28 protein-coding genes are annotated in these 26,615 nt (G+C 55.4%); 19 read left to right on the forward strand and 9 right to left on the reverse strand.

Annotation, left to right across the window (positions count from 1 at the left end):
* Positions 1-48: 48 nt before the first annotated feature.
* On the reverse strand, positions 49-633 hold the full coding sequence (nudK, locus tag J5069_RS00465) for a GDP-mannose pyrophosphatase NudK (RefSeq protein WP_264642010.1): 585 nt from the start codon (positions 631-633) through the stop codon (positions 49-51).
* 83 nt (positions 634-716) lie between these two features.
* Here nudK and J5069_RS00470 point away from each other — a divergent pair, with 83 nt between their 5' ends.
* The gene (locus J5069_RS00470) at positions 717-1,472 is read left to right on the forward strand and encodes a DeoR/GlpR family DNA-binding transcription regulator (RefSeq protein ID WP_264642011.1); all 756 of its coding nucleotides are present in this window, start codon (positions 717-719) and stop codon (positions 1,470-1,472) included.
* 8 nt (positions 1,473-1,480) lie between these two features.
* Here J5069_RS00470 and J5069_RS00475 read toward each other — a convergent pair whose 3' ends face one another.
* Positions 1,481-3,208 carry an HD domain-containing phosphohydrolase gene (locus tag J5069_RS00475; RefSeq protein ID WP_264642012.1) on the reverse strand — a complete coding sequence of 576 codons (1,728 nt, stop codon included), beginning with the start codon at positions 3,206-3,208 and terminating at the stop codon, positions 1,481-1,483.
* A 501-nt stretch (positions 3,209-3,709) separates the two neighbouring features.
* Between J5069_RS00475 and J5069_RS00480 the strand changes: the two genes are divergently transcribed.
* The 17 genes from J5069_RS00480 (at position 3,710) to ccmI (ending at position 18,314) form a co-directional block, all read left to right on the forward strand.
* Entirely contained in the window at positions 3,710-4,450 is a 741-nt protein-coding gene (locus J5069_RS00480; RefSeq protein WP_264642013.1) for an EAL domain-containing protein, read from the forward strand.
* 360 nt (positions 4,451-4,810) lie between these two features.
* The gene (gene nrfA, locus J5069_RS00485; RefSeq protein WP_264642014.1) at positions 4,811-6,232 is read left to right on the forward strand and encodes an ammonia-forming nitrite reductase cytochrome c552 subunit; all 1,422 of its coding nucleotides are present in this window, start codon (positions 4,811-4,813) and stop codon (positions 6,230-6,232) included.
* 43 nt (positions 6,233-6,275) lie between these two features.
* Positions 6,276-6,842, forward strand: a complete 567-nt coding sequence (gene nrfB / locus J5069_RS00490) for a cytochrome c nitrite reductase pentaheme subunit (RefSeq protein ID WP_264642015.1) — start codon at positions 6,276-6,278, stop codon at positions 6,840-6,842.
* The gene (nrfC, locus tag J5069_RS00495; RefSeq protein WP_264642016.1) at positions 6,839-7,510 is read left to right on the forward strand and encodes a cytochrome c nitrite reductase Fe-S protein; all 672 of its coding nucleotides are present in this window, start codon (positions 6,839-6,841) and stop codon (positions 7,508-7,510) included. Before nrfB ends, nrfC begins: the two co-directional genes overlap by 4 nt.
* A complete protein-coding gene (gene nrfD, locus J5069_RS00500) occupies positions 7,507-8,469 on the forward strand; it encodes a cytochrome c nitrite reductase subunit NrfD (protein ID WP_264642017.1) in 963 nt (320 codons plus the stop codon). The genes nrfC and nrfD overlap by 4 nt, the downstream gene beginning before the upstream one ends.
* Positions 8,470-8,490: 21 nt before the next feature.
* Entirely contained in the window at positions 8,491-10,365 is a 1,875-nt protein-coding gene (locus J5069_RS00505; protein ID WP_319801651.1) for a heme lyase CcmF/NrfE family subunit, read from the forward strand.
* Entirely contained in the window at positions 10,358-10,756 is a 399-nt protein-coding gene (gene nrfF / locus J5069_RS00510; protein WP_264642019.1) for a heme lyase NrfEFG subunit NrfF, read from the forward strand. Before J5069_RS00505 ends, nrfF begins: the two co-directional genes overlap by 8 nt.
* Positions 10,753-11,571 (forward strand): heme lyase NrfEFG subunit NrfG, encoded by an 819-nt coding sequence (gene nrfG / locus J5069_RS00515; protein ID WP_264642020.1) that lies wholly within the window; start codon positions 10,753-10,755, stop codon positions 11,569-11,571. Before nrfF ends, nrfG begins: the two co-directional genes overlap by 4 nt.
* A gap of 138 nt (positions 11,572-11,709) precedes the next feature.
* The gene (ccmA, locus tag J5069_RS00520) at positions 11,710-12,330 is read left to right on the forward strand and encodes a cytochrome c biogenesis heme-transporting ATPase CcmA (RefSeq protein ID WP_264642021.1); all 621 of its coding nucleotides are present in this window, start codon (positions 11,710-11,712) and stop codon (positions 12,328-12,330) included.
* Complete coding sequence (gene ccmB, locus J5069_RS00525) at positions 12,330-12,986, forward strand: heme exporter protein CcmB (RefSeq protein ID WP_264642022.1); 657 nt, start codon at positions 12,330-12,332, stop codon at positions 12,984-12,986. Before ccmA ends, ccmB begins: the two co-directional genes overlap by 1 nt.
* A gap of 63 nt (positions 12,987-13,049) precedes the next feature.
* Positions 13,050-13,790: a heme ABC transporter permease gene (locus J5069_RS00530; RefSeq protein WP_264642023.1), complete on the forward strand. Its 741-nt coding sequence runs from the start codon at positions 13,050-13,052 to the stop codon at positions 13,788-13,790.
* Positions 13,787-14,005 carry a heme exporter protein CcmD gene (ccmD, locus tag J5069_RS00535; RefSeq protein ID WP_264642024.1) on the forward strand — a complete coding sequence of 73 codons (219 nt, stop codon included), beginning with the start codon at positions 13,787-13,789 and terminating at the stop codon, positions 14,003-14,005. The genes J5069_RS00530 and ccmD overlap by 4 nt, the downstream gene beginning before the upstream one ends.
* On the forward strand, positions 14,002-14,487 hold the full coding sequence (gene ccmE / locus J5069_RS00540; protein ID WP_264642025.1) for a cytochrome c maturation protein CcmE: 486 nt from the start codon (positions 14,002-14,004) through the stop codon (positions 14,485-14,487). Before ccmD ends, ccmE begins: the two co-directional genes overlap by 4 nt.
* Positions 14,484-16,439, forward strand: coding sequence for a heme lyase CcmF/NrfE family subunit (locus tag J5069_RS00545; RefSeq protein ID WP_264642026.1), 1,956 nt, complete (start codon positions 14,484-14,486; stop codon positions 16,437-16,439). Before ccmE ends, J5069_RS00545 begins: the two co-directional genes overlap by 4 nt.
* Complete coding sequence (locus tag J5069_RS00550) at positions 16,436-16,993, forward strand: DsbE family thiol:disulfide interchange protein (RefSeq protein ID WP_264642027.1); 558 nt, start codon at positions 16,436-16,438, stop codon at positions 16,991-16,993. Before J5069_RS00545 ends, J5069_RS00550 begins: the two co-directional genes overlap by 4 nt.
* Positions 16,990-17,451 (forward strand): cytochrome c-type biogenesis protein CcmH, encoded by a 462-nt coding sequence (locus J5069_RS00555; RefSeq protein WP_264642028.1) that lies wholly within the window; start codon positions 16,990-16,992, stop codon positions 17,449-17,451. Before J5069_RS00550 ends, J5069_RS00555 begins: the two co-directional genes overlap by 4 nt.
* Positions 17,448-18,314 carry a c-type cytochrome biogenesis protein CcmI gene (gene ccmI / locus J5069_RS00560; protein ID WP_264642029.1) on the forward strand — a complete coding sequence of 289 codons (867 nt, stop codon included), beginning with the start codon at positions 17,448-17,450 and terminating at the stop codon, positions 18,312-18,314. The genes J5069_RS00555 and ccmI overlap by 4 nt, the downstream gene beginning before the upstream one ends.
* Before the next feature lie 379 nt (positions 18,315-18,693).
* On the opposite strand, the gene napC is transcribed toward ccmI, so the two are convergent.
* The 7 genes from napC to napF are packed head-to-tail and all read right to left on the reverse strand — an operon-like array spanning position 18,694 to position 24,575.
* A complete protein-coding gene (gene napC, locus J5069_RS00565; protein WP_264642030.1) occupies positions 18,694-19,293 on the reverse strand; it encodes a cytochrome c-type protein NapC in 600 nt (199 codons plus the stop codon).
* An 8-nt stretch (positions 19,294-19,301) separates the two neighbouring features.
* Entirely contained in the window at positions 19,302-19,748 is a 447-nt protein-coding gene (napB, locus tag J5069_RS00570) for a nitrate reductase cytochrome c-type subunit (RefSeq protein WP_264642031.1), read from the reverse strand.
* On the reverse strand, positions 19,745-20,608 hold the full coding sequence (napH, locus tag J5069_RS00575; RefSeq protein ID WP_264642032.1) for a quinol dehydrogenase ferredoxin subunit NapH: 864 nt from the start codon (positions 20,606-20,608) through the stop codon (positions 19,745-19,747). The genes napB and napH overlap by 4 nt, the downstream gene beginning before the upstream one ends.
* Positions 20,595-21,287, reverse strand: coding sequence for a ferredoxin-type protein NapG (gene napG / locus J5069_RS00580; protein WP_264642033.1), 693 nt, complete (start codon positions 21,285-21,287; stop codon positions 20,595-20,597). Before napG ends, napH begins: the two co-directional genes overlap by 14 nt.
* Positions 21,288-21,292: 5 nt before the next feature.
* On the reverse strand, positions 21,293-23,779 hold the full coding sequence (napA, locus tag J5069_RS00585; RefSeq protein ID WP_264642034.1) for a nitrate reductase catalytic subunit NapA: 2,487 nt from the start codon (positions 23,777-23,779) through the stop codon (positions 21,293-21,295).
* Complete coding sequence (gene napD, locus J5069_RS00590; protein ID WP_264642035.1) at positions 23,776-24,045, reverse strand: chaperone NapD; 270 nt, start codon at positions 24,043-24,045, stop codon at positions 23,776-23,778. Before napD ends, napA begins: the two co-directional genes overlap by 4 nt.
* Positions 24,042-24,575 carry a ferredoxin-type protein NapF gene (napF, locus tag J5069_RS00595; protein ID WP_264643676.1) on the reverse strand — a complete coding sequence of 178 codons (534 nt, stop codon included), beginning with the start codon at positions 24,573-24,575 and terminating at the stop codon, positions 24,042-24,044. The genes napD and napF overlap by 4 nt, the downstream gene beginning before the upstream one ends.
* A gap of 252 nt (positions 24,576-24,827) precedes the next feature.
* Between napF and narQ the strand changes: the two genes are divergently transcribed.
* The gene (gene narQ / locus J5069_RS00600) at positions 24,828-26,546 is read left to right on the forward strand and encodes a nitrate/nitrite two-component system sensor histidine kinase NarQ (protein ID WP_264643677.1); all 1,719 of its coding nucleotides are present in this window, start codon (positions 24,828-24,830) and stop codon (positions 26,544-26,546) included.
* Positions 26,547-26,615 lie beyond the last annotated feature (69 nt).

The raw sequence follows: 26,615 nt of genomic DNA on the forward strand, positions 1-26,615 counted from the left end.
GCGATCAAAATGGGTTGTGTTGCACTAGAGGGTGTCGACATCGCGCACTTAAAGTATGCCTTTCAGCGCGATGTACTGTAGCAACATGATGGTTTTGCCATCGGCGATCAGACCGCTGTCAATCGCCTCCAGCGCTTGCTCCAGGGGCATTTCCAGCACTTCGATATCCTCCCCTTCCGCTTTAATCCCTCCTCCGAAACCTGCACGATCGTGCGCGCGGTATTCGGCAATAAAGAAAAACAGCTTCTCGGTGACCGAGCCGGGGCTCATAAAGGCTTCAAACACTTTTTGCACGTTGGTGATGCGGTATCCTGTTTCCTCCTCCGCTTCCGCTTTTATCCGGCTTTCTGGATCCATGTTATCGAGCAGGCCAGCCGCGGTTTCGATCAGAAAACCGTGATAGCCATTGACATAGGTCGGAAAACGAAACTGGCGCGTTAACACCACTGTGCGCTGTTGCCGGTTATACAGCAGGATGGTGGCACCGTTGCCGCGATCGTAAACTTCACGGTGTTGTCGCTGCCATTCGCCGTCGCGGCGTTGTAAATCAAAGGTGTATTTTTTCAGCGTATACCAATCGTCAGAGAGAATCTGGCAGTTTTGTATGCGTATTTCTGCATGTTTAAATGGCATTTGGTGGCCTCTTTGTGTATTTTAGGCATCATAAACAGCAAAAACACGCATGGTCAATTAATTTCGTGCATAAAGAGGACCCGATGCTCACGCCACAACGTAAAAAAGCCATTCTCGAAAAGCTTGCCAGTGATGGGCAGGTGTTATCTAAAGCACTCAGTGAGTGGCTTGAGGTTTCGGAAGACACGGTGCGTCGCGATTTACGGGAATTGTCCGCCCAAGGGCTGCTGCAACGGGTACACGGCGGCGCCGTGCCTGCCGCTGATGCCAAGGTCACCTTTTCCGAACGTCAGTCGCTACGCATGGATTCGAAGATGAGGGTGGCGAAAAAAGGGGCCGAACTGATTTCACCAGGCCAGGTGGTGATTATTGACGGCGGCACCACCACGGCTGAATTGATCAAATTTCTGCCTGTGGATTTATCCATTACCGTGGTAACGCACAGCCCAAGCATTGCGCTGGGGTTGGTGGCACATCCGCTGATCGAAGTGATTCTGATTGGTGGCAAACTCTACAAACACTCCATCGTGACCGTGGGTGCTGCCGCCTTGGAAGGTATTGCGCAGTATCACGCCGATATTTTCTTTATGGGCGTCACCGGTGTGCATCCGGAAGCGGGGCTCACCACCGGCGACTATGAAGAAGCCTGCATCAAACGTGCGTTATCAAAACGTGCTGCCGAGACCATTGTGCTGGCCTCGGCAGAAAAAATAAACGCTGCATCACCGTTTGTCATCGGTGATTTGTCAGTGATGAATACGCTGGTGGTGGAAGAGGACACCGATGTCACATTGTCAGCGGCACTGGCGACCCACGGTGTTAGCGTTATCAATGCTTGAGCCCCACGCTATAACTTATGCACCTTGAGTCCGTACTCTTGCGGGTTGGCGATGTTAACCAGTTTGCCAACCTGAGATAAATCCCCTTTGGATACCACGCTGCTGATATTGGTATCGGGAAAGCGCAGATTTTTCACTAAATGCACCACCGTCGGCCGGCCTTTGTTATCAATATCAAGGATCCAGCCCAGGAAACCGGCCGAGAATTTCGCCAGGCTACCGATGGGATAGGGGCCATAAATCTGGATATATTTCACCAACAGCGGCTTGTCATAGGCGTCGTGCGCTTCATGAATTTTGCGATAAGCCTCCAGCGGCGTGCGGGGCGAAACGCTGTTGCGCGCGTGTCGTAATGTGTTGACGGCTTTGATCACCGACACCAACCTGACCAGCGGTGACAGTTGAGTGCCCGATTTGCCCGCTGGATAGCCGCTGCCATCAAGACGTTCATTGGCATTCTCGATCACTTCACGGCAAATGGGACTCATTTCCCAGCCAAGTTCGCTTAATTTATGGCACAGTTCGGTAACATGGCCGCGCAGTATCGCTTTCTGCGCCGGGTTCATATTGACCTTCAGGGAGGGAAGGTTGGCATTGACTAACAGCGGCTTACCCATGGTGTGCAGCAGCGTACCGAGAACCGCTTCGCGTATTTGCGCATCGTGAGGATCGTGAAGCAGCAACATGTCGGCTACTGTTCCGGAGACCTGCACCGCATGCCGCACCCAGTCGGCTTCGTCGCGCAGAAAAGAGAGCGCGTACAAGAAGGCTTTGCGATCGTTTTTGACCAGATACAGCAAGGTGTCGACGCAGTCATAAAAAATTTCCAGCGGCAGCTGGTTGCGGGTTTTTACGTACATCAGTCCAATCTGGAGGCGATGTGCCACTTCCAGCACGCCGCGTTCCATCGGGGTTTGGCGCGTACGTTTCTCGCGTTCCTGATTTTCCCGTAACAGAATGCTTTTCTCCTTGGCACTCGGAATGAACAGCGGAGATTGATAGATCATGCTGCCGGTGATACCGGTACGAAATGCCGCCTCTCTTTCCACTTCGTTCGTGCAATGAAACAGCGCTTCAGATTGTGATGAAGATAAATTAATGAATTGAACACCCACTGCGGCATAACCGTTATTGCCAAAGGGGCGCATATGTCGAATTTTGCCTTGTGCAAACAGGGTGGTGCCATTAGGAAATTCTATGGTGATACCCGGAATGTCCTGACCCACTTCTACGGCAATACTTTCTACCAGATCGATTTCGACCAGGCAGCCACCGGTTGAAAGATTGCGTAATTTCCCGGTTACGGTCAGCACATGGCGATAGATTTCAACGCGCACGCGTGCCTGCATCCCGAGAATAAAAGGAATCCGAATCGCGCCTCGGTTTTCATTGATAAATACCGACTCTGGCAGTTGGCATTCCAGTCGGTACAGCATGCTGTCTACCTTAAACAACCGGGTCGGGATATTACACAGGCTGTAGGTTTCTCGCTCACTGCTATCGACGCCTTTGAGGGCCTCCAGATCGAAATTTAATCCCCCTTCATCGAGGTAGTGCTCAATATCAGACCCCGAGTATTCGACTTCCAATATCATACTGCTGGTATCGAGACTGAGCTCCCTGACATCGGCTTTCAGAGGATATGGCATATTTTTGGCATAAATTGACATCGCGTGAGGGTGTTGAATCAGCGAACGAATAACATTATTTGGCGGGGGGGCGTAATGCTCCATCATACGATATCCCTCTTGGTATAGATAAGCCCTGGTGTTTGGCGACGTTTCCGTTTTCTTAGCCGAATGGTAAGCAAATTATTTGATGGATTAACGTTGGTAATAATCAAAAAAATCTAATGATTTATTGGTTAAAAGCAAACGCCAATCCTGTTAATAAGCTAATAAACTCAGCGTTTTTTTCATCCTAACAAGGTTTATACGCGGTTACAATGACTCTATTTTTGAGGTAAATCGAGGTATTTTTCGATAAAACGACATAATTTTCTTATTACAATTAAAATATTGAAATTTATCCTTATTAAATTCTTTTTTAATGGTTTTTAATGCTGCTTTATGATATAGATTTTAGCGATCATTAAATTGCGAGCAATAGATCAAACCTATCAAATAGGGATTATTGATCATTCTAAACAATTTTCAAATGCTTTGAATAAATGTTTAGAATTTATAAGGGCGAAATTAAAAAGCCTAATTCCTATGGAGAGGGAGTAAAACGGTAAGATGAACACGACTCTGTTATACGTTAATGGAAAACGGATTTGGCTAAAAGCCGAGTACCAACCTATCATTCATCTTCCTGAAAATAGAATCTTTAGGTATGAAACCCTTGCCCGGTTTTACGCTTCAAACGGCGAGTTAATCCCAACGCAATCAATGATAGAAGAGATCGAAGCGTGCGGATTGATTAACCAGGTCACCGATTTCATCTTCGACCTGGTCTGCCGGTTAATATATTGTAAGAAAACGTTATCAATCTCCTTCAACCTCTCGCCGCTTATTTTCAATAATATTGAGTATTTGGATAAGTTGCATCAAATATGCTTATTATATGATGTTGACCCGAGAAACATCGAAATAGAGTTGAGTGAAAAGATTACCCAAAAGCAATTGATTGAAGGCGTAGCGTTTTTAAACCAGGCAAAAAGGTATGGCTTCATGATCTCACTCGATGATTTTGGTGCTGGCTGCTTGAAAACCGATAGCCTTTCCTTGTTTAATTTCGATACGATAAAAATCGATCGCTCTATTGTTAATGGCATCGGTACCGATCCCAGCAAGTTGGAGAGGATGCAAAAATTATTGCATGTGTTAATTCCTCTTGGTGTCAATATCATCTGTGAAGGTGTCGAAAAAGCGGCAGATTTAAACAAGCTGAAACGCTATTTACCCATTTTTATTCAGGGTTATATTTTTTACCGTCCTCTGACGCTTAATCAGCTCAAGCTGCTGGAAAATTTTTAACCTTTCTCTCTGTCTCTCACCGTCCAGCGGGTGCCTGTGGGCACCTGAATCCCACCGTAGGCTAGCCGCACCCCAAAGCGGTTTAACACGCCATTGGCAAGGCGAACAGCACCTCGCCGGACTTAAATCCACAAAATAATTGTGGAAATGCGGTGGCCTTCATAAATACACGGATACATTTCATCACTTCTTCTTACTTTTGATCAAAAGCAATATTTTGAATGCATCTTTTTGCTACTGATAGTCGCGGGTAATGTCATGACAGTTTTTGGGGTTATGTCGTATTGCTGTCATCAAGATTCGTAAAATGGCCGCCAGCGGGTGGCCCAATTCGGACATATATGCATGGTCAGGATCAGCATGTTAATCCCCTCTCTATGGGGCATGGTAGCCAGCCTTTTTATTCTTTTTTCCGCGCACGCGGAGGATGCAGCGCCTGCGAAAACGCCTGCCGCTGTTGAAGCACGTAACGATACCTTCACGCAAAAACATCCCGACCAGTACAACTCATGGAAAGCGACCAGTGAGCAATCTGAGCGCCATGATGCCCTGGCCGAAGACCCCAGGATGGTGATCCTCTGGGCGGGTTATCCGTTTTCACGGGATTACAACAAGCCGCGTGGTCACGCCTTCGCCATCACCGATGTACGCCAAACCTTGCGTACCGGGGCACCCAAAAATGCAGAAGACGGTCCACTACCGATGGCGTGTTGGAGCTGTAAAAGCCCGGATGTTGCCCGCCTGATTCAACAGGAAGGGGAAGACGGGTATTTCAAAGGGAAATGGGCGCGCGGCGGACCGGAGATTGTTAACGATCTTGGCTGTGCCGACTGCCACAACACCGCTTCGCCAGAGTTTGCCCAGGGTAAACCGGCACTGACGCTTTCTCGCCCTTATGCCGCCAGAGGCATGGCGGTGATAGGTAAGCCGTTCGAAAAAGCCGGTCGTTTCGACCAGCAAGCGATGGTCTGCGGGCAGTGCCACGTCGAGTACTATTTTTCCGGCAAAGACAAAGCGGTCAAACTGCCGTGGGACAACGGCACCAAAGTGGAAGACATGGAAAAATACTATGATGCCATTGCCTTCTCCGACTGGAACAACTCACTTTCTCGTGCGCCGATGATCAAGGCGCAACACCCGGAATATGAAACCTGGAGCGCGGGCATTCACGGCAAAAACAACGTGACCTGTATCGATTGTCATATGCCCAAGGTGAAAAACGCGAAGGGCAAATTGTATACCGATCATAAGATTGGCAACCCGTTCGACAACTACGAGCAAACCTGTACCAACTGTCACACACAAGACAAAGCATCTATGCAGGGCATCGTGGCTGAGCGTAAAGCCGCTATTCAATCACTGAAAATCAAAGCGGAAGATCAACTGGTTCACGCGCATTTTGAAGCCAAAGCCGCCTGGGATGCCGGTGCAACCGAAGCCGAAATGCAACCGATTCTGACCGACATCCGCCACGCGCAGTGGCGTTGGGATCTGGCGATCGCCTCCCACGGCATTCATATGCATGCGCCGGACGAAGGGTTGAGAATGCTCGGTACTTCTCTGGATAAAGCGGCCGAGGCACGAACCAAACTGGTGCGCCTGCTGGCGACCAAAGGGATCACGCAAGAGGTCAAACTGCCGGATATCTCCACCAAAGAAAAAGCGCAGCAGGCGATAGGACTCAACATGCAGCAAATCACGGCGGAAAAACAGGACTTCCTCAATACGGTGGTGCCGCAGTGGGATGAACAGGCGCGCAAAGCCGGGCGATTGAGCCAATAACCCCTCACCGCCCGCGTGCGGGCGGTCATTACGTGGAGTGGATATGAGCGTATTACGTTCGTTATTAACTGCCGGGGTGTTGGTGCTAGGCATGTTTTGGACCGTGCCGGGGCAGACGGAACCCGCATCTCAGGCAGCGACAGGAAAACGGTGGACGGTGATGCCACAGCGCAACCCCGATGAGGCGTGTTTGCAGTGCCATAAGCCGGAAGAAGAGGGCATGAAGGGTAAACACGCTAAGGCAATGAATCCGCAGAATCGGCAACCGATAACCTGTACCAGTTGTCACGGCAAGCCGTCGCTGCATCACCGTGAAGGGGTGAAAGACGTGATGCGCTTTAACGACCCGATGTATACGGTAGAGCAGCAAAACGGCGTCTGTATGTCATGCCATACCCCGAAACAGCTGCAAAAAGCGTTCTGGCCGCACGATGTTCACATGGCAAAAGTGGCCTGCGCCAGCTGCCATCAGTTGCACCCGACACAGGATAAAATGCAGGGGCTGGATGACAAGGGGCGCATCAAGCTGTGCGTCGATTGCCATAGCGATCAGCGCAACAACCCAGACTTCAATCCTTCCTCGGTTCATCTGGGTAAGAGGCAGCCATGAGTTGTTCTCGTCGTCAATTTATTGCTCGTATGGGCGGGCTGATTGCTATCACCAGCACCACCGGGCTGGTGGTGGCGCAGACGCTGAATATCAACGGCGTGCGCTACGGCATGATCCATGACGAATCGCTGTGCATTGGCTGCAACGCTTGCATGGAAGCTTGTCGGGACGTCAATCAGGTGCCAGCGGGCGTATCGCGTCTGAAGATTATTCGCAGCGAGCCGATCGGCACCTTCCCGGATGTGAAGTACCGGTTTTTCCGTCACTCCTGCCAGCATTGCGACAACCCGCCGTGCGTGGATGTCTGCCCGACCGGTGCGTCATACCGCGATGCGGCAAGCGGCATCGTTGATGTCGATCCTTCCCTGTGCGTCGGTTGTCAGTACTGTATTGCCGCTTGTCCTTATCAGGTGCGCTTTATTCATCCGGAGAACAAGACGGCAGACAAGTGTGATTTCTGCCGCAAGACCAACCTGAAACAGGGAAAACAGCCTGCCTGCGTGGCGGTGTGCCCGACAAAGGCATTGACGTTTGGCAACCTTGACGATCCGGACAGCGACATCTCCCGTCTGCTTAATCAACGGGCGACCTATCGTTACAAAATTGCGCTGGGAACTCGGCCCAAGATGTATCGCGTACCGTTTAAATTTGGGGAGGTTCATCAATGACGCCTGTCTCTTCAAGCCCGTTCCACTTTGATTCATTAGTGTGGGACTGGCCGATCGCGATTTATCTGTTTCTGATCGGGATCTCCGCGGGGTTGGTCACGCTGTCGGTGCTGTTGCGTTGTTATCGCCCGGCTCTGGCAACGTCAGACAGTACCCTGATGCGCACCACGCTGTTGCTGGCACCCGGTGTGATTATTTTGGGATTGCTGATTTTGGTGTTCCACCTGACGCGCCCCTGGACGTTTTGGAAACTGATGTTCCATTACAGCTTTACCTCCGTAATGTCGGTGGGGGTGATGCTGTTTCAGGTTTACATGGCGGTGCTGGTGGTCTGGTTGGCGAAGATTTTCGATCAACAGCTGATTGGGCTGCAACAGCGCTGGTTGCCGAAACTCCGCATTCTGCCCGCGGTGCTGGCCCGGCTGACGCCGCTGATGAAAACGTTGGATATCGTGATGCTGGTGTTGGCGGTGATGCTCGGAGCCTACACCGGTTTCCTGCTGTCGGCGCTGAAAACCTATCCGCTGCTCAATAACCCAATCCTGCCGATCCTGTTTCTGTTCTCGGGCATCTCCTCTGGCGCTGCCGTGGCGCTGATCGCCATGACGCTGCGCGCGCGCCGCAATCCGCACAGTGAAGAAGCGCACTTTATTCATCGGTTGGAAACCCCCATCGTTTGGCTGGAAATCTTTGTGCTGTTTGCCTTCTTTATCGGTCTGGCATTAGGCGATGAAGGGAAACACCGCGCACTGATCAACGCGCTGGCGGGAGGGTTTTGGGCCACATGGTTCTGGGTTGGCGTGGTGGGGATTGGGTTGGTCGCCCCGTTGCTGCTCAAATCCTGGGCCAATCGTTGGCATTCACCCTATGGCGTGCTGGCCGTCAGTGGCATGAGCCTGACCGGCGTGTTGCTGCTGCGTTTCTTTATTTTGTATGCGGGACAGTTAACCGTTGTGTAGCCCCCGACAAGAGGCATGTTGATGTTGCTATTGCCAGAGTTTGGCTATATTGCGTTGTTGCTTGCAAGCGTCGTCGGCGTGGCGACGACGCTGCTTACCGCATCAGGCTGCTACCGCCATTGGCACACGGTTTATCGATTGGCGCGCGTGTGGACGTGGGTGCTGTTCGGTCTGGTGCTGTTTGCGTTTGTCGTACTGACGCTGAGTTTCATGCTGAATGATTTCTCGGTCAATTATGTCGCACAGCACGGACACCGTGATTTACCGTTTGGGCTAAAAATAGCCGCCGTGTGGGGCGGCCATGAGGGCTCACTGCTGCTGTGGCTGCTCTGTTTGTCGGGATGGAGCGCGCTGTTTGCCTTTCGCTATCGTCACGCGCAAGGAAATCTGTTTCCGCTTACGTTAGCGGTGCTGGCCGCCATCGCCAGCGCACTGCTGATGTTCATCGTGCTTTTTTCCGATCCCTTTACGCGTCTGCTGCCGCCTGCGGTGGCAGGGCGCGATCTTAATCCGATGCTGCAACATATCGGCCTGATTCTGCATCCACCGCTGCTCTACCTGGGCTACGGCGGGTTGACGGTAAGCGCCGCGCTGGCGCTGGCGGCGCTGCTCAACGGGGAATTTGACGCACGCGCTGCCTGGGTGTGCTGGCGCTGGGCGCTGCCGGCCTGGTGCGCCTTAACCCTGGGCATCATGTTGGGGTCATGGTGGGCCTATAACGAGCTGGGGTGGGGCGGTTGGTGGTTTTGGGATCCGGTAGAAAACGCCTCGTTGCTTCCCTGGATCACCGCCAGCGCGCTGTTGCACAGTTTATACGTGACCCGGATGCGCGGGATCTTCCGCCATTGGTCGATGATGCTGGCGATATTGACGTTTATCCTCAGCCTGCTTGGCACCTTGATCGTGCGCTCCGGCATTCTGGTGTCCGTTCACGCCTTTGCGCTTGAACATGACAGAGCCGTGCCGCTGTTTATCCTGTTTTCCGCATTAAGCATGGCCGCGTTGCTGATTTATGGCTGGCGCGCAACAACCTACCGCCCAGCGGCGCGCTTCTGCGGCTGGTCGCGGGAAATTGCCCTTCTGCTGGCATTGTTGTTATTTGCCGCTGTTGCGCTGGTGGTGCTGCTGGGCACGCTCTATCCGATGGTCTACGGGCTGGCAGGGTGGGGCAAAATGTCGGTGGGTGCCCCCTATTTCAACACGGTATTACTGCCTTTCGCGGGCGTGATGTTGCTGCTGATTGGGCTGTCGGCAGGGGGTTTTTGGAAACGCAGCGCGCGTTGGCCAACGCGACGTCTCGGTTGCACGCTGGCATTGAGCGTTATGACGATGCTGATGCTGTGGCCGCAGGGCGTTAACGTTGCGCTCGGTGCGGGGCTGGTGGTGTGGATGTTGGCGGCACAGTGGTTACAACCGATAACGGCGCTGCGCCAGCAACTTCCGGCGCTGCTGGCGCATAGTGGCGTCGCGCTGCTGGCGCTGGGGATCATCTTCTCTGCGGGCAGCAAACAGGAGATCAGCGCCAATGTGGCGCAGGGTGAGCAGATTGCGCTCGGGGATTACCGTTTCCATTTTCTTCAGCTTAATTTGCTGGTTGGGCAAAATTACACCGCCGAGCAAGCGGTGATCGCTATTTCTCGCGGCGACGCGCCGATCGCTACGGTCACGCCGGAACGCCGCCACTACAACGTACGCCAGCAGCAGATGATGGAGCCGGGCATCGCCTGGGGACCGATCCGAGAGTGGTACGCCGTGATGGGCGAAAAAACCGGTGAAAACCGCTACGCCATGCGTTTCTATGTACAAACCGGTATTCGTTGGATTTGGGGCGGCGGCCTGCTGATGATCGGCGGTGCACTGTTGGGATGGTGGCGCGGGAGGCAAGCCTATGACTAAACGTGCGATGCTGCTGTTCCTGTTACTGAGTGCGGTTGTGCAGGCGCAAGTGGTCGATACCTGGGCGTTTTCCAGCCCTGTACAGCGCGAGACGGCGCTGAATATCGCCGGGGAGTTACGCTGCCCGCAGTGTCAAAATCAAAGCCTGCTGGAGTCGACTTCACCCGTGGCGGTCAGTATGCGGCATGAAGTGTTCTCCATGGTCGAACAGGGAAAAACCAAATCAGACATCATGGCGTTCATGACCGAGCGCTATGGCGATTTTGTGCAGTATAACCCGCCGTTAAAAATGCATACCGGCCTGCTGTGGTTCACGCCGCTGCTGCTGCTGCTGGCCATTGTTGCCATCCTGTGGCGCGTGGTACGCAAGCAAGCCAGGGGGCGGTCATGATAGTCACTGCTGCAACCGTGCTGGTGGTTATCGTTGGTGGCCTGCTGTGGCCGCTGATTCCCGTTAAAAAAACCAAAGAAGACAACCGGCTGTCGGGTTTAACCCTGCATCTCTGGCAATGGCAGTGCCGACAGGCGAAAACGCAACTCTCGGCCCGTGACGCGCAGGCGTTGAGGGATGAGTTGGAGAAGGATCTACCCGTTGCCGAACGCGCAGCGGCGGCACAGCGGACGATGCCGCTATTACCGCTGGTTATCGCCGTTGCCGTTATCGTGGTGAGCGGTTTTACCGGCTATTCCCTGAGTCACCGTGGTGAAGCGCTCGTGGCCGAGCGTCAGCGGCTTGCCGATCCGCTGCGTGGTTTTAGTGACGCGCAGCAGCAGGAAAAACAGCTTGCGACCCTGCAACGGGCGATTCGTGCCACACCGGATAACAGCGTGCTATGGGCTGAACTGGGGGAGTATTACCTCTACCGTAACGCCTATGACAACGCACAGCGCGCTTACCGCCGAGCGATGGCGCTGAAAGGCGAGAATGCCGAGCTCTATTCGGCATTAGCCACCGTGCTGTACTACCAGTCCGGCCAGATAATGACGCCAGCGACGCGGGAAATGATTGATAACGCGCTGGCGCTGGATGCCAATGAAGTGACCGCGTTGATGCTGTTGGCATCGGATGCTTTCTTGCGCGCGGATTATGCCGCTGCCGTGACCCTTTGGCAGCGTTTGCTCGATGGCTACAGCCCGCGCATTAACCGGGTTCAGCTGATAGAAGCCATTAACACGGCAAAGCTGTTACAGCAGAGCCAGCAATAGACGCACGACAGTCCTCAATCGCCGGTTTTATTGATCTCGATAAAACAGATTAACTCTTTATGAGTAGGCCGCTGACGGGGGGAAACAAGGGCGTCATGGTATGCTAAAACCCTCTGTAAGGTAAGGAGTTAACGCCTGATGCTCGAAGCGCGCGATGTGGTCTGCATTCGTGATGAACATGTGCTGTTTAGCGCCTTATCGTTCACGGCCAGCGCGGGTGACATGGTGCAGATTGCCGGTGCGAATGGCGTCGGAAAAACCTCGTTGTTGCGCATATTAAGCGGCCTGGCAAGGCCCGGTGCGGGTGAGGTGTTCTGGCAAGGACAACGCACGGAGCGGGTGCGAGCGCGTTTCAACCAGCAGCTTTTGTGGTTAGGGCACCAGCCGGGTATCAAAGGCGTGTTGACCGGGGAAGAGAATCTGCGGTTTTTCTATCCGCAGCACAGCCAGCAATCACTGTGGCAGGCGCTGGCCTCGGTTGGCTTAGCGGGCTATGAGGATGTGCCCGTCGCGCGCTTGTCGGCTGGACAACAGCGGCGCGTGGCGCTGGCGCGGTTGTGGTTGACGGATGTCCCGTTGTGGATATTGGATGAGCCTTTGACGGCGCTCGATGTCGCCGGTGTCGACATGTTAACGCAACGCATGGAGCTCCATGTCGCGCAGGGCGGCATCATTATCCTTACCACGCATCAGCCGCTGCACCCGCGCGCTCAGAACATACGCTGTATCCAATTAGTGCCGGATGAGGGAGACCGATAATGCGACGGCTTATGGTGCGTGAACTGCGCGTCGCGTTACGCAACAACGCTGAAATCCTTAACCCGATGTGGTTTTTTCTGATTGTAATCATTCTGTTCCCGCTGGCGATAGGGCCTGAGCCGCAACTGTTGCTGCGTATAGCTTCGGGCGTGGTATGGGTTGCCGCCTTGCTGGCGTCACTGCTGGCAATGGATCGCCTGTTTCGCGACGACTATCAGGATGGTTCGTTGGAACAGTTAACGCTACTGCCTTTGCCCTTGCCGTTAGTGGTTCTGGCGAAAGTGGTGGTGCATTGGATGGTCAGCGGATTGCCGCTGTTACTGCTTTCCCCTCTGGCGGCACTGCTGTTTGGTCTGAGCTTTCGTGAGTGGTCGGTGATGGCGCTGACGCTGTTATTGAGCACGCCGACGCTCAGTTTTTTAGGCGCTATCGGCGCTGGGTTAACGGTCGGGTTACGCCGCAGCGGCGTGCTACTGAGCCTGCTGGTGCTGCCGCTGACCATCCCGTTATTGATTTTTGCCACGGCAGCCATTGAAGCCGCCATGATGCAATTACCGGTCGGTGGCTATCTGGCGATCCTCGGTGCCTTTCTGGCGGGTAGCGCAACGCTGTGTCCGTTCGCTACTGCCGCGGCGCTAAGGGTGGGCCTGAATTGATTATCGATCTTCGGATTTTATCGTCCCGCAGGGATGCGTTTTACGCAAAGTGAGCACACGATTATGTTGAATAAAAACCATCAGCATACCCCGCCACAGCGGCTTTATCACCGCTGTGGCACGCTTGTTCCCCTCTTTGCGCTGATCAGCGCAGTGATACTGATCGGCGGTCTGGTGTGGGGATTTGGATTTGCACCCGCAGACTACCAGCAGGGGCAGGGCTATCGCATCATGTACCTGCATGTGCCCGCCGCCGTCTGGTCCATGGGGGTTTATGCCACCATGGCGATTTTTTCCGTGTGGGCGCTGAGTAAACGCTCGCAGACAGCGGAGCTGATTATCGCGGCGATGGCACCCGTCGGCGCGGTGTTCACCTTTATTGCGTTGACCACCGGCTCCACCTGGGGGAAACCGATGTGGGGCACCTGGTGGGTTTGGGATGCACGCCTGACGTCTGAACTGGTGTTGCTGTTTATCTATATTGGCGTGATTGCGCTCTACAACGCGTTTGACGATCGCCGGTTAGCCGGGCGCGCCATGGCTATCATGGTGCTGGTTGGCGTGGTGAATCTGCCTATCATTCATTTTTCCGTGGAGTGGTGGAACACCCTGCATCAGGGGTCGACGAAAATGCAAAAAACTATCGATCCGGCAATGCGTCTTCCACTGCGACTGATGATGTTAGGGTTTATGAGCCTGTTTGTGACTTTGTCACTGATGCGTTTACGTAACCTGATCCTGATGCAACAGCGCCGTTCCTCCTGGGTGGCTGCGCTGGTTAACCCAAAAGGAGCCGCACGATGAATATTGCGTTTACCAGTTGGCAAGCGTTCTTTGCAATGGGCGGCTATGCCTTTTATGTCTGGTTAGCCGCAGCGTTAACGCTGCTGCCGCTTTGTGCCCTGATAGGTCACACCCTGTGGTGCCGTCGCGTATTGCTGCGGGACATTGATCGTCAGCAGGCGCGTGAACAGCGCAAGCATCAGGCGCGCCAGAATACCGGGGAGGTGATGCCGTGAGTGTAGCGCGCAAAACCCGACTTTATGCCATTGGGGCCGTTGTTTGCGGGCTGGCGCTGACGATTGGTTTGACGCTCTATGCGTTACGCTCGAATATCGATCTCTTCTATACGCCCAGTGAAATCCTGTACGGAAAAAATGAGACGCAAGAAATTCCGGTGATCGGACAACGTTTACGCGTTGGCGGCATGGTGATGCCGGGCAGCGTGCGGCGTGATAGCCAAAGCCTGCAAGTGCATTTCACCGTGTATGACGCCCAAGGCTCGGTGGAGGTGACCTATCAGGGTATTCTGCCGGACCTGTTCCGCGAAGGGCAGGGCGTGGTGGCACAGGGCGTGTTGGAGTCTGAGAACCGCATTGCGGCAAAAGAAGTGCTGGCGCGTCATGATGAGAAATACACGCCCCCGGAAGTGAAAGCCGCCATGGACGGACAACATCAACACCAGCCATCGCCTGCGGCCAAAGAAGGTGCCCGCTTATGATGCCGGAAGTTGGGAATTATCTGCTCTGTCTGGCGCTGGGCGTGGCGTTATTGCTCAGTATTTATCCGCTGTGGGGGGCGACACGTCAGGATGCACGCTTAATGGCGCTGGCTCGCCCGCTTGCCTGTACGCTGTTTGCTTTGGTGTTGGCGTCGTTCCTGCTGCTGGTCTACGCGCTGGTCATTAACGATTTCACCGTGCTGTACGTAGTGAACAACTCGAATCGCGCTTTGCCGGTGTGGTATCGGGTAGCGGCGGCTTGGGGGGCACATGAAGGCTCGCTCCTGCTCTGGGTGCTCCTGATGAGCGGCTGGACCTTCGCGGTTGCCCTGCTTAGCCGCGGCATGTCGAGCGACGCCGTGGCGCGCGTGTTGGCGGTGATGGGGATGATCAACGTCGGTTTTTTACTGTTTATCGTGCTGACCTCGAACCCGTTTATCCGCACGCTGCCGGATTACCCGATTGAGGGGCGCGATCTCAATCCGTTGCTACAGGACATTGGTTTAATCTTCCATCCGCCACTGCTCTACATGGGCTATGTCGGGTTCTCGGTGGCGTTTGCCTTTGCGGTGGCGTCGCTGCTGGCTGGACGTTTGGACAGCGCCTGGGCGCGCTGGTCGCGCCCGTGGACGCAGGCGGCATGGTCGTTTTTAACCTTGGGGATTGTGCTGGGTTCCGGCTGGGCCTACTACGAGTTGGGCTGGGGCGGCTGGTGGTTCTGGGATCCGGTTGAGAATGCATCGCTGATGCCGTGGCTGGTGGGGACGGCGCTGATGCACTCGCTGTCGGTCACCGAAAAGCGCGGCAGCTTTAAAGCCTGGACGGTATTGTTAGCCATCGGCGCGTTCTCGTTGTGTCTGCTCGGCACCTTTCTGGTACGCTCGGGCGTGCTGGTCTCGGTGCACGCGTTTGCGTCTGACCCCTCGCGCGGGATGTTTATTCTGGCGTTTCTGGTGATGGTGATCGGGGGTTCGTTACTGCTGTTTGCCATCAAGGGCAACCGGGTGCGTTCGCGGGTCACCAACTCGCTCTGGTCGCGTGAAACCTTCCTGCTCGGCAATAACCTGATTCTGGTGGCGGCCACGCTGGTGGTGCTACTGGGTACGCTGTTACCGCTGGTGCACAAGCAGCTTGGACTCGGCAGTATTTCGATTGGTGCGCCGTTTTTCAACATCATGTTTACCGTGCTGATGGCCCCTTTTGCCCTGTTGCTGGGGGTAGGGCCGCTGGTGCGCTGGCGGCGCGATGAGCCGCAAAAACTGCGTAAACTGCTGTTGATTGCCATGGGTGTGACGGCGCTGCTGTCACTGCTGCTGCCGTGGCTGTTGCAAGACACCATTATCGCCATGACGGTGGTCGGGTTGTCGATGGCGCTTTGGGTGTTCTTCCTGACGTTTTATGAACTGCACAGCAATGCGACCCGACGCCACGGCCTGCTGCGCGGATTGACTTCGCTGTCTCGCAGTCAGTGGGGCATGACCTGCGCGCACCTTGGCGTTGCGGTCACCGTCGTGGGCATCGCGTTCAGCCAAAATTACAGCGTCGAGCGGGATGTGCGCATGAAGGCGGGCGACAGCGCGCTTGTCCATGATTACCGTTTTACCTTTGAAGGCGTGCGCGATGTGGCTGGCCCCAACTGGCACAGCGCCAAAGGAACCATTGTGATTACCCGCAACGACAAGCATGAAGCGACGCTGAAAGCGGAAAAACGCTTCTACACCACCAGCGGCATGATCATGACGGAAGCGGCGATCGATGCTGGCATTACCCGCGATCTCTATGCCGCACTGGGGGAAGAACTGGATGACGGCAGTTGGGCGGTACGGCTCTATTACAAACCCTTTATGCGCTGGATTTGGTACGGAGGCGGGTTGATGGCATTGGGCGGTATCCTGTGCATGTTCGATCCGCGTTATCGCCTGCGCCGCGCCGTTCGGGAGAGTCAACCATGAGCCGTAGAGTGTTGTTTATTCCGCTGGCGCTGTTTTTGCTGTTGGCCGTGGCGCTGCTGTGGCAACTGGTGCGTAACAGCGGCGGTGACGACCCGATGCGGCTTGAATCCGCGCTGATCGGCAAACCCATCCCGGCATTCCGTCTCGAATCGCTGGACGTGCCGGGAAAAATCTACCAGCAATCTGAACTGCAAGATGGCAAACCGCTGCTGCTCAACGTCTGGGCGACATGGTGCCCAACCTGCCGGGCGGAACACCGCTTCCTGAATATGCTGGCGGCGCAGGGCGTTCGCATTGTGGGGATGAACTACAAGGACGATCGCGTTAAAGCGGTTGACTGGCTGAAAGAACTGGGCAACCCGTATGCCATGAGCCTGTTTGATGGCAACGGTATGTTAGGGCTGGATCTGGGCGTGTACGGTGCGCCGGAAACCTTTCTGATCGATGGTAAAGGTATTATTCGCTACCGCCACGCCGGCGATCTGAATATGCAGGTGTGGCAGGAGACGCTGAAGCCGCTGTGGGAGAAATACAGTCGCGAGGGGGGCGTATGAAACTGATGGTTTGGTTGGGCGCTCTGCTGCTGTCGTTTGGCGTACTGGCATCCTCGACTGACGCGTGGCGTTTTGACAACGAGGTGCAAGAGCAACAGTTTCGTGAGTTAACCACGCAATTGCGCTGTCCGAAATGCCAAAACAACAGCATTGCCGACTCGAATTCGATGATTGCCTCGGATATGCGGCAAAAAGTGTATGAGCTGATGCAGCAGGGGCAGAGCAAACAGCAAGTGGTTGACTACATGGTGAACCGCTATGGCTATTTTGTGACTTACGAACCGCCATTAACGCCCTTCACCATTTTGCTGTGGCTGCTGCCTGCGCTCTTTCTGGTTGCCGGCATCTGGGTGATTGTGCGACGTACGCGTCGCACCACGCGCACTGAGCCACCGATAAGTGAACAAGAGAAAAAACGGCTGCAAGCGTTGTTGGGACGCACGGAGAAACGACCATGATGTTACTGACAACCGTCATTATTTTATCGTTGGTGGGGCTGACTGTATTGCTGTTTGCGCCTTGGTCTTCGACAAGCGAATACTCGCGCGACGCGATAAATCAGGCGCTGTATCACGACCGGCTGCGTGAAATACACGCAGATATCGCCAATGAAGGCGAGCGCACGCCACTGGTGGAAGATCTGCAACATACGCTGTTGCAGGACATTCCCGGCAGCGCGGGTGTGCCGCAACGTCCGCTGAGCCGCTGGGTGCTGTTGCCGGGCATTGTGTTGCTGGCGGCGGTAAGCCTGAGTGTGTTTTGGCACACATCCTCGATCGATCGGGTGCAAGAGTGGCAGCAGGTGGTGACATTGACGCCAGACCTGTTGAAACGTGCACTCGACCCGCAAGCGGAGCCGCTGACCATGGAAGAGGTCACTCGTCTTGGTCTGGGGCTGCGCAGCCAGTTGGAAGCGCAGCCGGATAATGCGCAGGACTGGTGGTTGCTGGGACGGATTGCCAGCTTGCTCAACAACTACGATATGGCGGTACAGGCCTATGCTAACGCCTATCGACGCGATCCGCACAACAGCGAGTTGGCGTTGGATTATGCGGATATCCTGTCGCGCTCTACCAACCCGCGCGACAGCGAGCGTGGCGGTGAGATGCTACGTGAACTGCTGCCAGCGGGTTCCAGCAATGTGCGCGCCTTGAGCCTGTTGGCGTTCAATGCCTATGAAGGGCAACGTTATCAGGAAGCTATCGACGCCTGGAAGGGGATGTTACGCGTCTTACCGCAAAACGATACGCGCCGTGGGGTGATTGAACGCAGTATTCAGCAGGCGGAAGCCGCATTGGCGGCGACACCGCAGCACCCGTGACGTTTTAATGCGTGGTCTGTTGTTGGTAAGTGTATTTTTGCCTCTACCGTTAGGGTTTCGTGCGCGCGGTTCGGACGGTATCTCTTTGTCCTCCTCGGCCTCTCTTTCGTCATCCCTGGCTTCCCACTCGTCATCCCTGGCTTCCCACTCGTCATCCTCGGCTTCCCTCTCGTCATCCTCGGCGAAAGCCGGGGATCTCTGACAGAATAAACGCGTTTCTGCTGCAAGAGATTCCCGCCTGCGCGGGAATGACGGAGGTAGGTGGGAATGACGGAGGTGGATGAGAATGATTGCTTTGGGTGAAATTCGCTATTTCAGTTAGGTTTTCAGCTGCAACGGAGTCAGTGTAAGCCGACCCCGTTGGGTAGAAAAGTGAGGATCAGAACTCGCTTTTGACACCGTGCATATCTGGCAACTGATGCGCGATGCCTTTATGGCAATCAATACAAGTTTGGCCGGTTTTAATCGCTTCGGTGTGTTTCTCCATCGCTACCGTTTTTTGCCCTGAGTAGTCCATATAGTCAAAATTGTGGCAATTGCGACACTCCTGCGAGTTGTTGTTTTTCATTCGTCGCCACTCGTTTTGCGCCATCGTCAGCCGGTGTGCTTCAAATTTTTGCGGCGTATCAATGGTGCCCATGATCTTACCGTAAAGCTCTTTGCTGGCCTGAATCTTACGCACCATCTTGGGCACAAACTCATGCGGAACGTGGCAGTCCGGACAGGTGGCGCGCACCCCGCTACGGTTGTTGTAGTGGGCGGTGGTCATGTATTCCTGATAAACGGTATTGTTCATCTCATGGCAACTAATGCAAAACGCCTCGCTGTTGCTGTTTTCCATGGTTTTCTGAAAGGTGGCCAGAAAGAAGATACCGCCAGCAAAACCGGCAATTAACAGCGTCCCTAATGCCAGCCGACTCGGTCGACGCCACCACTGCCACACTCTGTGTAGCCATCCCGCTTTTTCAGGTTGTTTCATTGAAAACCTCACTGTCCAAAACCTTTAGAAGGGGTGAAGGTGTTGCCGGTAATCGGTGTAGCATCCGTCTGCGGCACGTGGCATTGCAGACAGAAATAACGGGCTGGTGCGACATTGCCCAGCGTCTTGCCATCACGATCGACAAAGTGGGTCGGGCTGACGCGCGGCGCGTTGGTGGAGCGGTAGTTTTCTACGCTATGGCATTGCAGGCAGCGGTTAAATGTCGGCGTCACCTGATAGCCATCCACGCTGTGCGGGATCATCGGCGGCTGGTTGACGTAGTTGAGCGCCATTTTCTCCTGCTGTTTGGGCATGCGCGTATTGCCCGGTTGGGCAGTGGAGACTTCCGGTGACTGGCTTAACAGATCGGCCTGCGCCGTTGCGAAGGTACTGACAATCATCGCCAGGGCGGGTATCCAGCGACACCATCCCGTTCTTAAGCTCTGGCTTTTCATGATTTTGCTCCCGATTTCCATCTAAGGGTTATTTTAAAAACGTCTTCTGCGCAGACATCAATACAGCGTCCGCAGGTTATGCAGTCACGGTCGGTAACCTGCACCGGACTGTGTTTATCAAGTAAAGGGGCGCGCAGTACCTGCGGTTCCGGACAGACATGAAAGCAGTCCATGCAGCGGGTACAGCGCGCGCGTTCGGTGGCTTCCACTACCAGTGCGCTTTTGCTGCCCAGTGCGCTATACAGTGCGCCCGTTGGGCAGAGGTGGCCGCACCAGCCGTGCTCAACCACCAGTAAATCAAATAAGAACAGTGCGATAAGCAGCCAGACGCCCGCGCCAAAGCCGAAAATCAGCCCACGGCCGGTTAATGACACCGGATTGACCCACTCCCACAGCAATCCACCTGTCACGGCGCTGCCGAGCAGGATCAGCCCCAGCAGCCAGTAGCGCAGACTGCGGGACAGCGTAGCGGAGGTGGTAATACCGAGGCGTCGCCGCAGCCAGGCCGCCAAATCGGTCAGCGGATTGACCGGGCACGCCCAGCTACAAAACAGGCGCTTTCCTGCCAACGCATAGCCGACAGCAATAATCAGCGCGCCGACCAGTGCGAGCGTGGCGGGCAGATGACCGCTGGCGAGGCTTTGCAGCACCATCAGCGGATCGCTGAACGGCACGGTATCAAGCAACCGACTGGCGCTGTAATTGCCGTGCAGGATCCAGACACCGAACAGCGGACCACTGAGAAACATCAGCAGTATCAGCGATTGTGTCAGTCGCCGCAGCGCCAGCCAGCGATGGCTGCGCCACCACCCTTTTCTGGCCTGCGCCTCGCGTCCGGCGTCTTGCTTACGATTTGCCATCGCGCGCCTCCAGCCAGCTAAAGCGGTAGTGATGTCCAAGTTCCCCTTTTGCCAGCGAACGCGGCAACACCTTGATCGCCGGTTGCTCCAGTACGCAGGCTTTCTCGCATTTTCCGCAGCCGGTACAGGTATTGCTGTGTACCGTCGGCAGGAAGCGGGCGTGTTTGCCGGTGCGCGGGTTGCGTTCCGGTTCCAGCGTGATCGCGCTGTCAATCAACGGGCAGACGCGATAACAGACATCGCAACGTAACCCTTGAAAACTCAGGCAGTTTTCCTGGTCCAACAGCACCGCTAATCCCATGCGGGCATCATCGATGGCTTCCAATGGCTGTAAGGCGCTACTGGGGCAGGCCGCGACACACGGGATGTCTTCACACATTTCGCAGGGGATATCGCGCGCGGTAAAATAGGGGGTACCCGCCGCCGGACCGGAAACCAGCGTCGCCAGTTTCAACGTCTGGTACGGGCACGCCTGTACGCACTGACCGCAGCGAATGCAAGCACCGGAGAATGCCGCTTCAGGCATGGCGCCCGGTGGGCGCAGTCGCAGCACATCGGCCTGACTGCGCCGCTGCTGGAGACCGAGCACCGCCACCGCGGCCGATAATCCGGCAACGGTACGCACCGCGTCGCGCAGAAAGCGACGGCGGGCAGGCGATGAATTTTCCGGGCGAGCCATCTGTGTTACACCTTAGCCAACTTGACGGCACACTTCTTGAAATCCGCCTCTTTTGACAAGGGGTCGGTGGCGTCCAGCGTCAGGATGTTGACCAACTGGGCGGCGTCGAAGAACGGCATATACACCAGACCGCGCGGCGGCTTGTTACGGCCTCGCGTCTCGACCACGGAAACAATTTCTCCCCGGCGCGAGATAATCTTCACTTTTTCGCCGCGGCGCAGATTGCGCTCTTTGGCATCCAGCGGGTGGATAAACAGCACCGCCTCGGGAAACGCGCGGTGCAACTCCGGTACGCGGCGCGTCATGCTGCCGGTGTGCCAGTGTTCCAGAACGCGACCGGTGGAGAGCCAGAGATCGTATTCGCTGTCAGGGGCTTCCGCCGCCGGTTCGAAGGGCAGGGCGAAGATCACCGCTTTGCCATCCGGCTTGCCGTAGAAGCGATACTCTTCACCCGCTTTAACGTAAGGATCGTTCCCTTCGCTGTAGCGCCACTGGGTTTCTTTGCCGTCAACCACCGGCCAGCGCATGCCACGTACCTGATGGTAGGTGTCAAACGGCGCTAAATCGTGGCCGTGGCCCCGGCCAAAGGCGGCGTATTCTTCAAACAAGCCTTTCTGCAAGTAGAAACCGAGCTCGCGTGACTCATCGTTGAGCTGGTTTTCTGCCAGTTCACTGAGCGGGAAGCGTTTAACCGCATCGTTGGCGAACAGCACGTCATAGAGCGTTTTGCCGCGATATTGCGGTTTTTGCGCCAGCAGCGTTTCCGGCCACACCTCTTCGACTTTGAAGCGCTTGGCAAAGCTGACCACCTGCCACAGATCGGATTTGGATTCACCGGGCGCTTTAACCTGCTGACGCCAGAATTGCGTGCGACGCTCGGCGTTGCCGTAGGCACCCTCTTTTTCCACCCACATGGCGGTGGGCAAAATCAGGTCAGCGGTCAGTGCGCTGATGGTGGGGTAGGGATCGGACACCACGATGAAGTTGCGCGGATCGCGCCAGCCGGGCATACGCTCCTGGTTGATGTTCGGTCCGCCCTGCATGTTGTTGTTGCACATCACCCAATAGGCATTGAGCGTGCCGTCTTTCAGTGCACGGTCTTGCGCCACGGCATGCAAGCCAATTTTTTCGGGGATGGTGCCAGACGGCAGTTGCCACAGTTTCTCCGCGATGTCGCGGTGTTTCTCGTTGGTGACCACCATGTCCGCTGGCAGGCGGTGGGCAAAGGTGCCGACTTCACGCGCGGTGCCACAGGCGGAAGGCTGGCCGGTTAACGAGAACGGACCACAGCCCGGTTGGGAGATCTTGCCGGTCAGCAGGTGAATGTTATAGACCAGATTGTTGGCCCACACGCCGCGCGTGTGCTGGTTAAAGCCCATGGTCCAGTAAGAGATCACTTTCTTGTGCGGATCGGCATAGAGTTTTGCCAGCGCTTCCAACTGATCGGCGGGCACACCGCTGAGCGCTGCGGTTTTCTCCAACGTGTATTCCGCGACAAACGCTTTATAAGCCTCAAACGTCATTGGCTCAGACGCATCAGAACCGGGGTTTTTCGCTGCCTTTTCCAATGGATGGGTCGGGCGCAGGCCATAGCCAATATCCGTCGCGCCTTGACGAATGTTCACATGCGCCTTGAGGAATTTCTCGTTAACCGCATTATTCTGAATGATGTAGTTGGCGATGTAGTTGAGAATGGCGAGGTCGGTTTGCGGCGTGAACACCATGCCGTTATCCGCCAGTTCGAAGCTGCGGTGTTGGTAGGTGGAGAGCACCGCCACGTTGACATTGGGGTTCGACAGGCGGCGATCGGTGATGCGCGACCAGAGGATCGGGTGCATCTCGGCCATGTTTGAGCCCCACAGCACGAATGCATCGGTTTGCTCGATATCATCGTAGCAGCCCATGGGTTCATCCATGCCGAAAGTGCGCATGAAGCCAACAACTGCCGAGGCCATGCAGTGGCGCGCATTCGGGTCGATATTGTTAGAACGGAACCCGGCCTTGAACAATTTGGCAGCGGCGTAGCCTTCCCAGATGGTCGACTGGCCGGAACCGAACATGCCGATACCGTTCGGACCTTTCTCTTTCAGCGCGGTTTTGAACTTCTGCTCCATGATGTCAAACGCCTGATCCCAGGAGACGGGGGTAAATTCCCCTTCTTTATCGTATTGACCATCACGCATGCGCAGCAGCGGTTGGGTCACGCGATCCTGTCCGTACATGATTTTCGGCAGAAAATAGCCTTTGATGCAGTTGAGGCCGCGGTTTACCGGTGCGTCGGGATCGCCCTGGCTGGCAACAATACGGCCATTTTGCGTTCCGACCAGCACGCCACATCCCACGCCGCAGAAGCGACAGGGCGCTTTATCCCAGTGGATGCTGTCCTGCTGCTCGGTCACGGCGCGGACAGCCGTCGGTATACTGATGCCTGCTACCGTTGCCGCCGCTGCGACAGCGTTAGCCTTCATAAAGTGTCGTCGACTGAGTTTCATGGTGTTTCCTCACCCTGAGGTTGTTCATCAAGCTGGTGATAAACCAGCGAAACCGCCAGTACGCCTGCAACTTCACGTATTGACGCTATGTGTGTTAACAGCGTGTCTTCTGAATCTGACTCCAGCACCACGGCCATTTTTCCGCTCTTGCTGTCGCAGGCGGCAACCTCCACATTAGGGAGTGCGCCCAATGTCGCCGCCACGCTCGCGGTGTTTTGCGTGCGGGCGTGAACCACCAAACTGCAAACGTGCCAGACTGTGTTCATCGGTTTTCCTGTTGCGCCGTGAGACGCGGTGCGGGGGTGTGCGTAACCACCGTTTTTATTATTGATATCGCGTGAGCGGGGCACCCGGCGATACAGGCGCCACAAGCGGTACAGACCGCCTCATCGAGTTGCGGTGTGGCAACGCGATGAAGCGTTGGGCGAAACAGGATGGCTCCCGCTTCGCAGCTATCCTGACAACTGCGGCACTCCACCTGCTGTTGCGCCAGACAGCGCTCGCCGATCAACAGGGAGTACTCCCAAGGCGTGGTGTGACGCTCGGCAAACAGCGCTTGCGGGCAGGCACTGGCGCAGTCATAACAAAACGTGCATTCACCGCGCAGGAAGTCGATCACCGGAAATCCCCCCGGTCCGCGTTGCACGATGCCGGTGTCGCAGGCATCAACGCAGGCGTTGCAGCGCGTGCAGGCATCGATAAAAACCGCTTCCGCACCGCTCCACGGAGGGCGCAGCGTGCTGTCTGCGCGCTGTCGGCCACCGCTGAACAGGAAACGACGGGAGAGATCGGTCATGGCAATACGTTGCTCCGGCAGGGGAAACATGCCCCCAGAAAAAACACTGTTTTTGTAGGGGTTACACTATTCCTCTTACCGTTTAGTGGATAATCACCCTTTAGAGGTAAATACGGATGCAGGATCAAGCTTATGCCGGATTACCCCACGGCCTGCTCGCCTGATTGACGGCAGAAAGTGATAATGGTGCCAGCAGCATTCTTGCTGCTTTCTGGGTGACTCATGTGATGTGAAAGGGGATTAATCGTCGTGATGGTCAAACGTCCTGTCTCTACCAGCCTTGCCCGCGCTTTCTTTTACATTGCCTTGCTGTCATTCCTGACAACCGGTATTGCGTTGTTAACCTTGGCCAGCGGCCTGCGCGATGCCGAAGCCATCAATATCGCCGGTTCAATGCGTATGCAGAGCTATCGCATGGGCTATGACTTGCAGGGCGATCGCGCCGAATTAACCCAGCACCGCCAGTTTTATGCGCAAACGCTGGATTCGCCGGTGTTTCATCTGTTGGCGCGTTGGTACGTGCCGCGTGAGGTGCATGAACAATACACGGCGCTGTTGGTGAACTGGACCCTGATGGACGAGCGGTTGGGCGCGGGGGATCTGGTCTGGTATCAACAGAATATTGCCCGCTATGTCACGCAGATCGACCATTTCGTACTGGCATTGCAGCACTATTCCGAGCGCAAAATGAAGATAGTGGTGGCGACATCAATGATTGGGGCCGTCACTATTTATATACTGATCTTCTTCACGCTGCGCCGCATTCGCCGTCAGGTGGTAGTGCCGCTTAGCAAACTGATGGCAGCCTGTGCGGCGGTGGAGAAAGGCTACTTCACCCATGCGCGCCTGGACACGTCGCTGCCAAATGAACTGGGGCTGCTGGCGCAAACCTTCACCCGCATGACGGACGAGTTGCATAAGGTGTACCGTTCGCTGGAGGAGAAGGTTCGGCAGAAAACGCTGCGCTTGCAAGAAGCGAACCGCATGCTGAAGGTGCTGTATAACTGCTCTCAGGCGCTGAATGTCAGCACCATCGACAGGCACTGTTTCCAGCGCATCTTGCAGATCGTCCACCGCTATGAAACGGTTGGCTGTCTGGAAATGTGTGTCGGTGAGAACTGGCGGCTGAGCGAAGGGAAGGAAAATGGGGGGGCGGCGTGGCAGGCATTGCCCATTCGCTTGCAGGACGTCGAGTTTGGGCAACTGCGCTGGCAGGCCTCCACGCAGCAGCCGTCGACGCAACTGATGGAGAGCGTCGCCAACATGCTGGGTCGCGGTCTCTATTTTAATCAGGCCCAGAAGCACTACCAACAGCTGTTGCTGATGGAAGAGCGCGCCACGATCGCCCGAGAGTTGCATGACTCGTTGGCCCAGGTGTTGTCGTATTTGAATATCCAACTGACGCTGCTCAAGCGCGCGGTATCGGAAGAAAATGTGCAGGCCCGGCATATCATCACAGATTTTGAGCAGGCGCTGAGCGATGCTTATCGTCAACTGCGCGAGCTGTTGGTGACGTTTCGTTTGACGTTGCAGCAGGCGGATTTACCGGCTGCATTACAAGAGATGATTGAACCGCTGCGTGCGCAAACCAGCGCCAGCATCCAGATCGATTGCCGCATTCCGACGCAGGCGCTGGATGCCGCGCAGCAGGTGCATTTGTTGCAGATCATTCGTGAAGCGGTGTTGAACGCCATCAAGCACGCGCAGGCAACGACTATCGTGGTCAGTTGCCGCACTCAGCCTGATGGCGGTCACTGTGTTGATATTCGTGATGATGGACGCGGTATCAGCAGCCACGAGGAGCCCGTGGGGCATTATGGCCTGAATATTATGCATGAACGCGCCGAGCGTTTGGGAGGCACGCTCTCTATCGGTTCCCATCCTGACGGTGGAACGCGGGTAAGCGTGTGCTTTTCAGCGCCAGCGACCGAACACAGCAGTACCAACAATATCAATGATAAAGAAGAATAAGATCTAGACCCTAAATAATTCGCGTGTTGTCTTGCAACGTGAAGTATGACGGGTATGTCCTTTGGGAGT

This window comes from Candidatus Symbiopectobacterium sp. NZEC127 (assembly GCF_025962675.1).
GTDB lineage: Bacteria > Pseudomonadota > Gammaproteobacteria > Enterobacterales > Enterobacteriaceae > Symbiopectobacterium.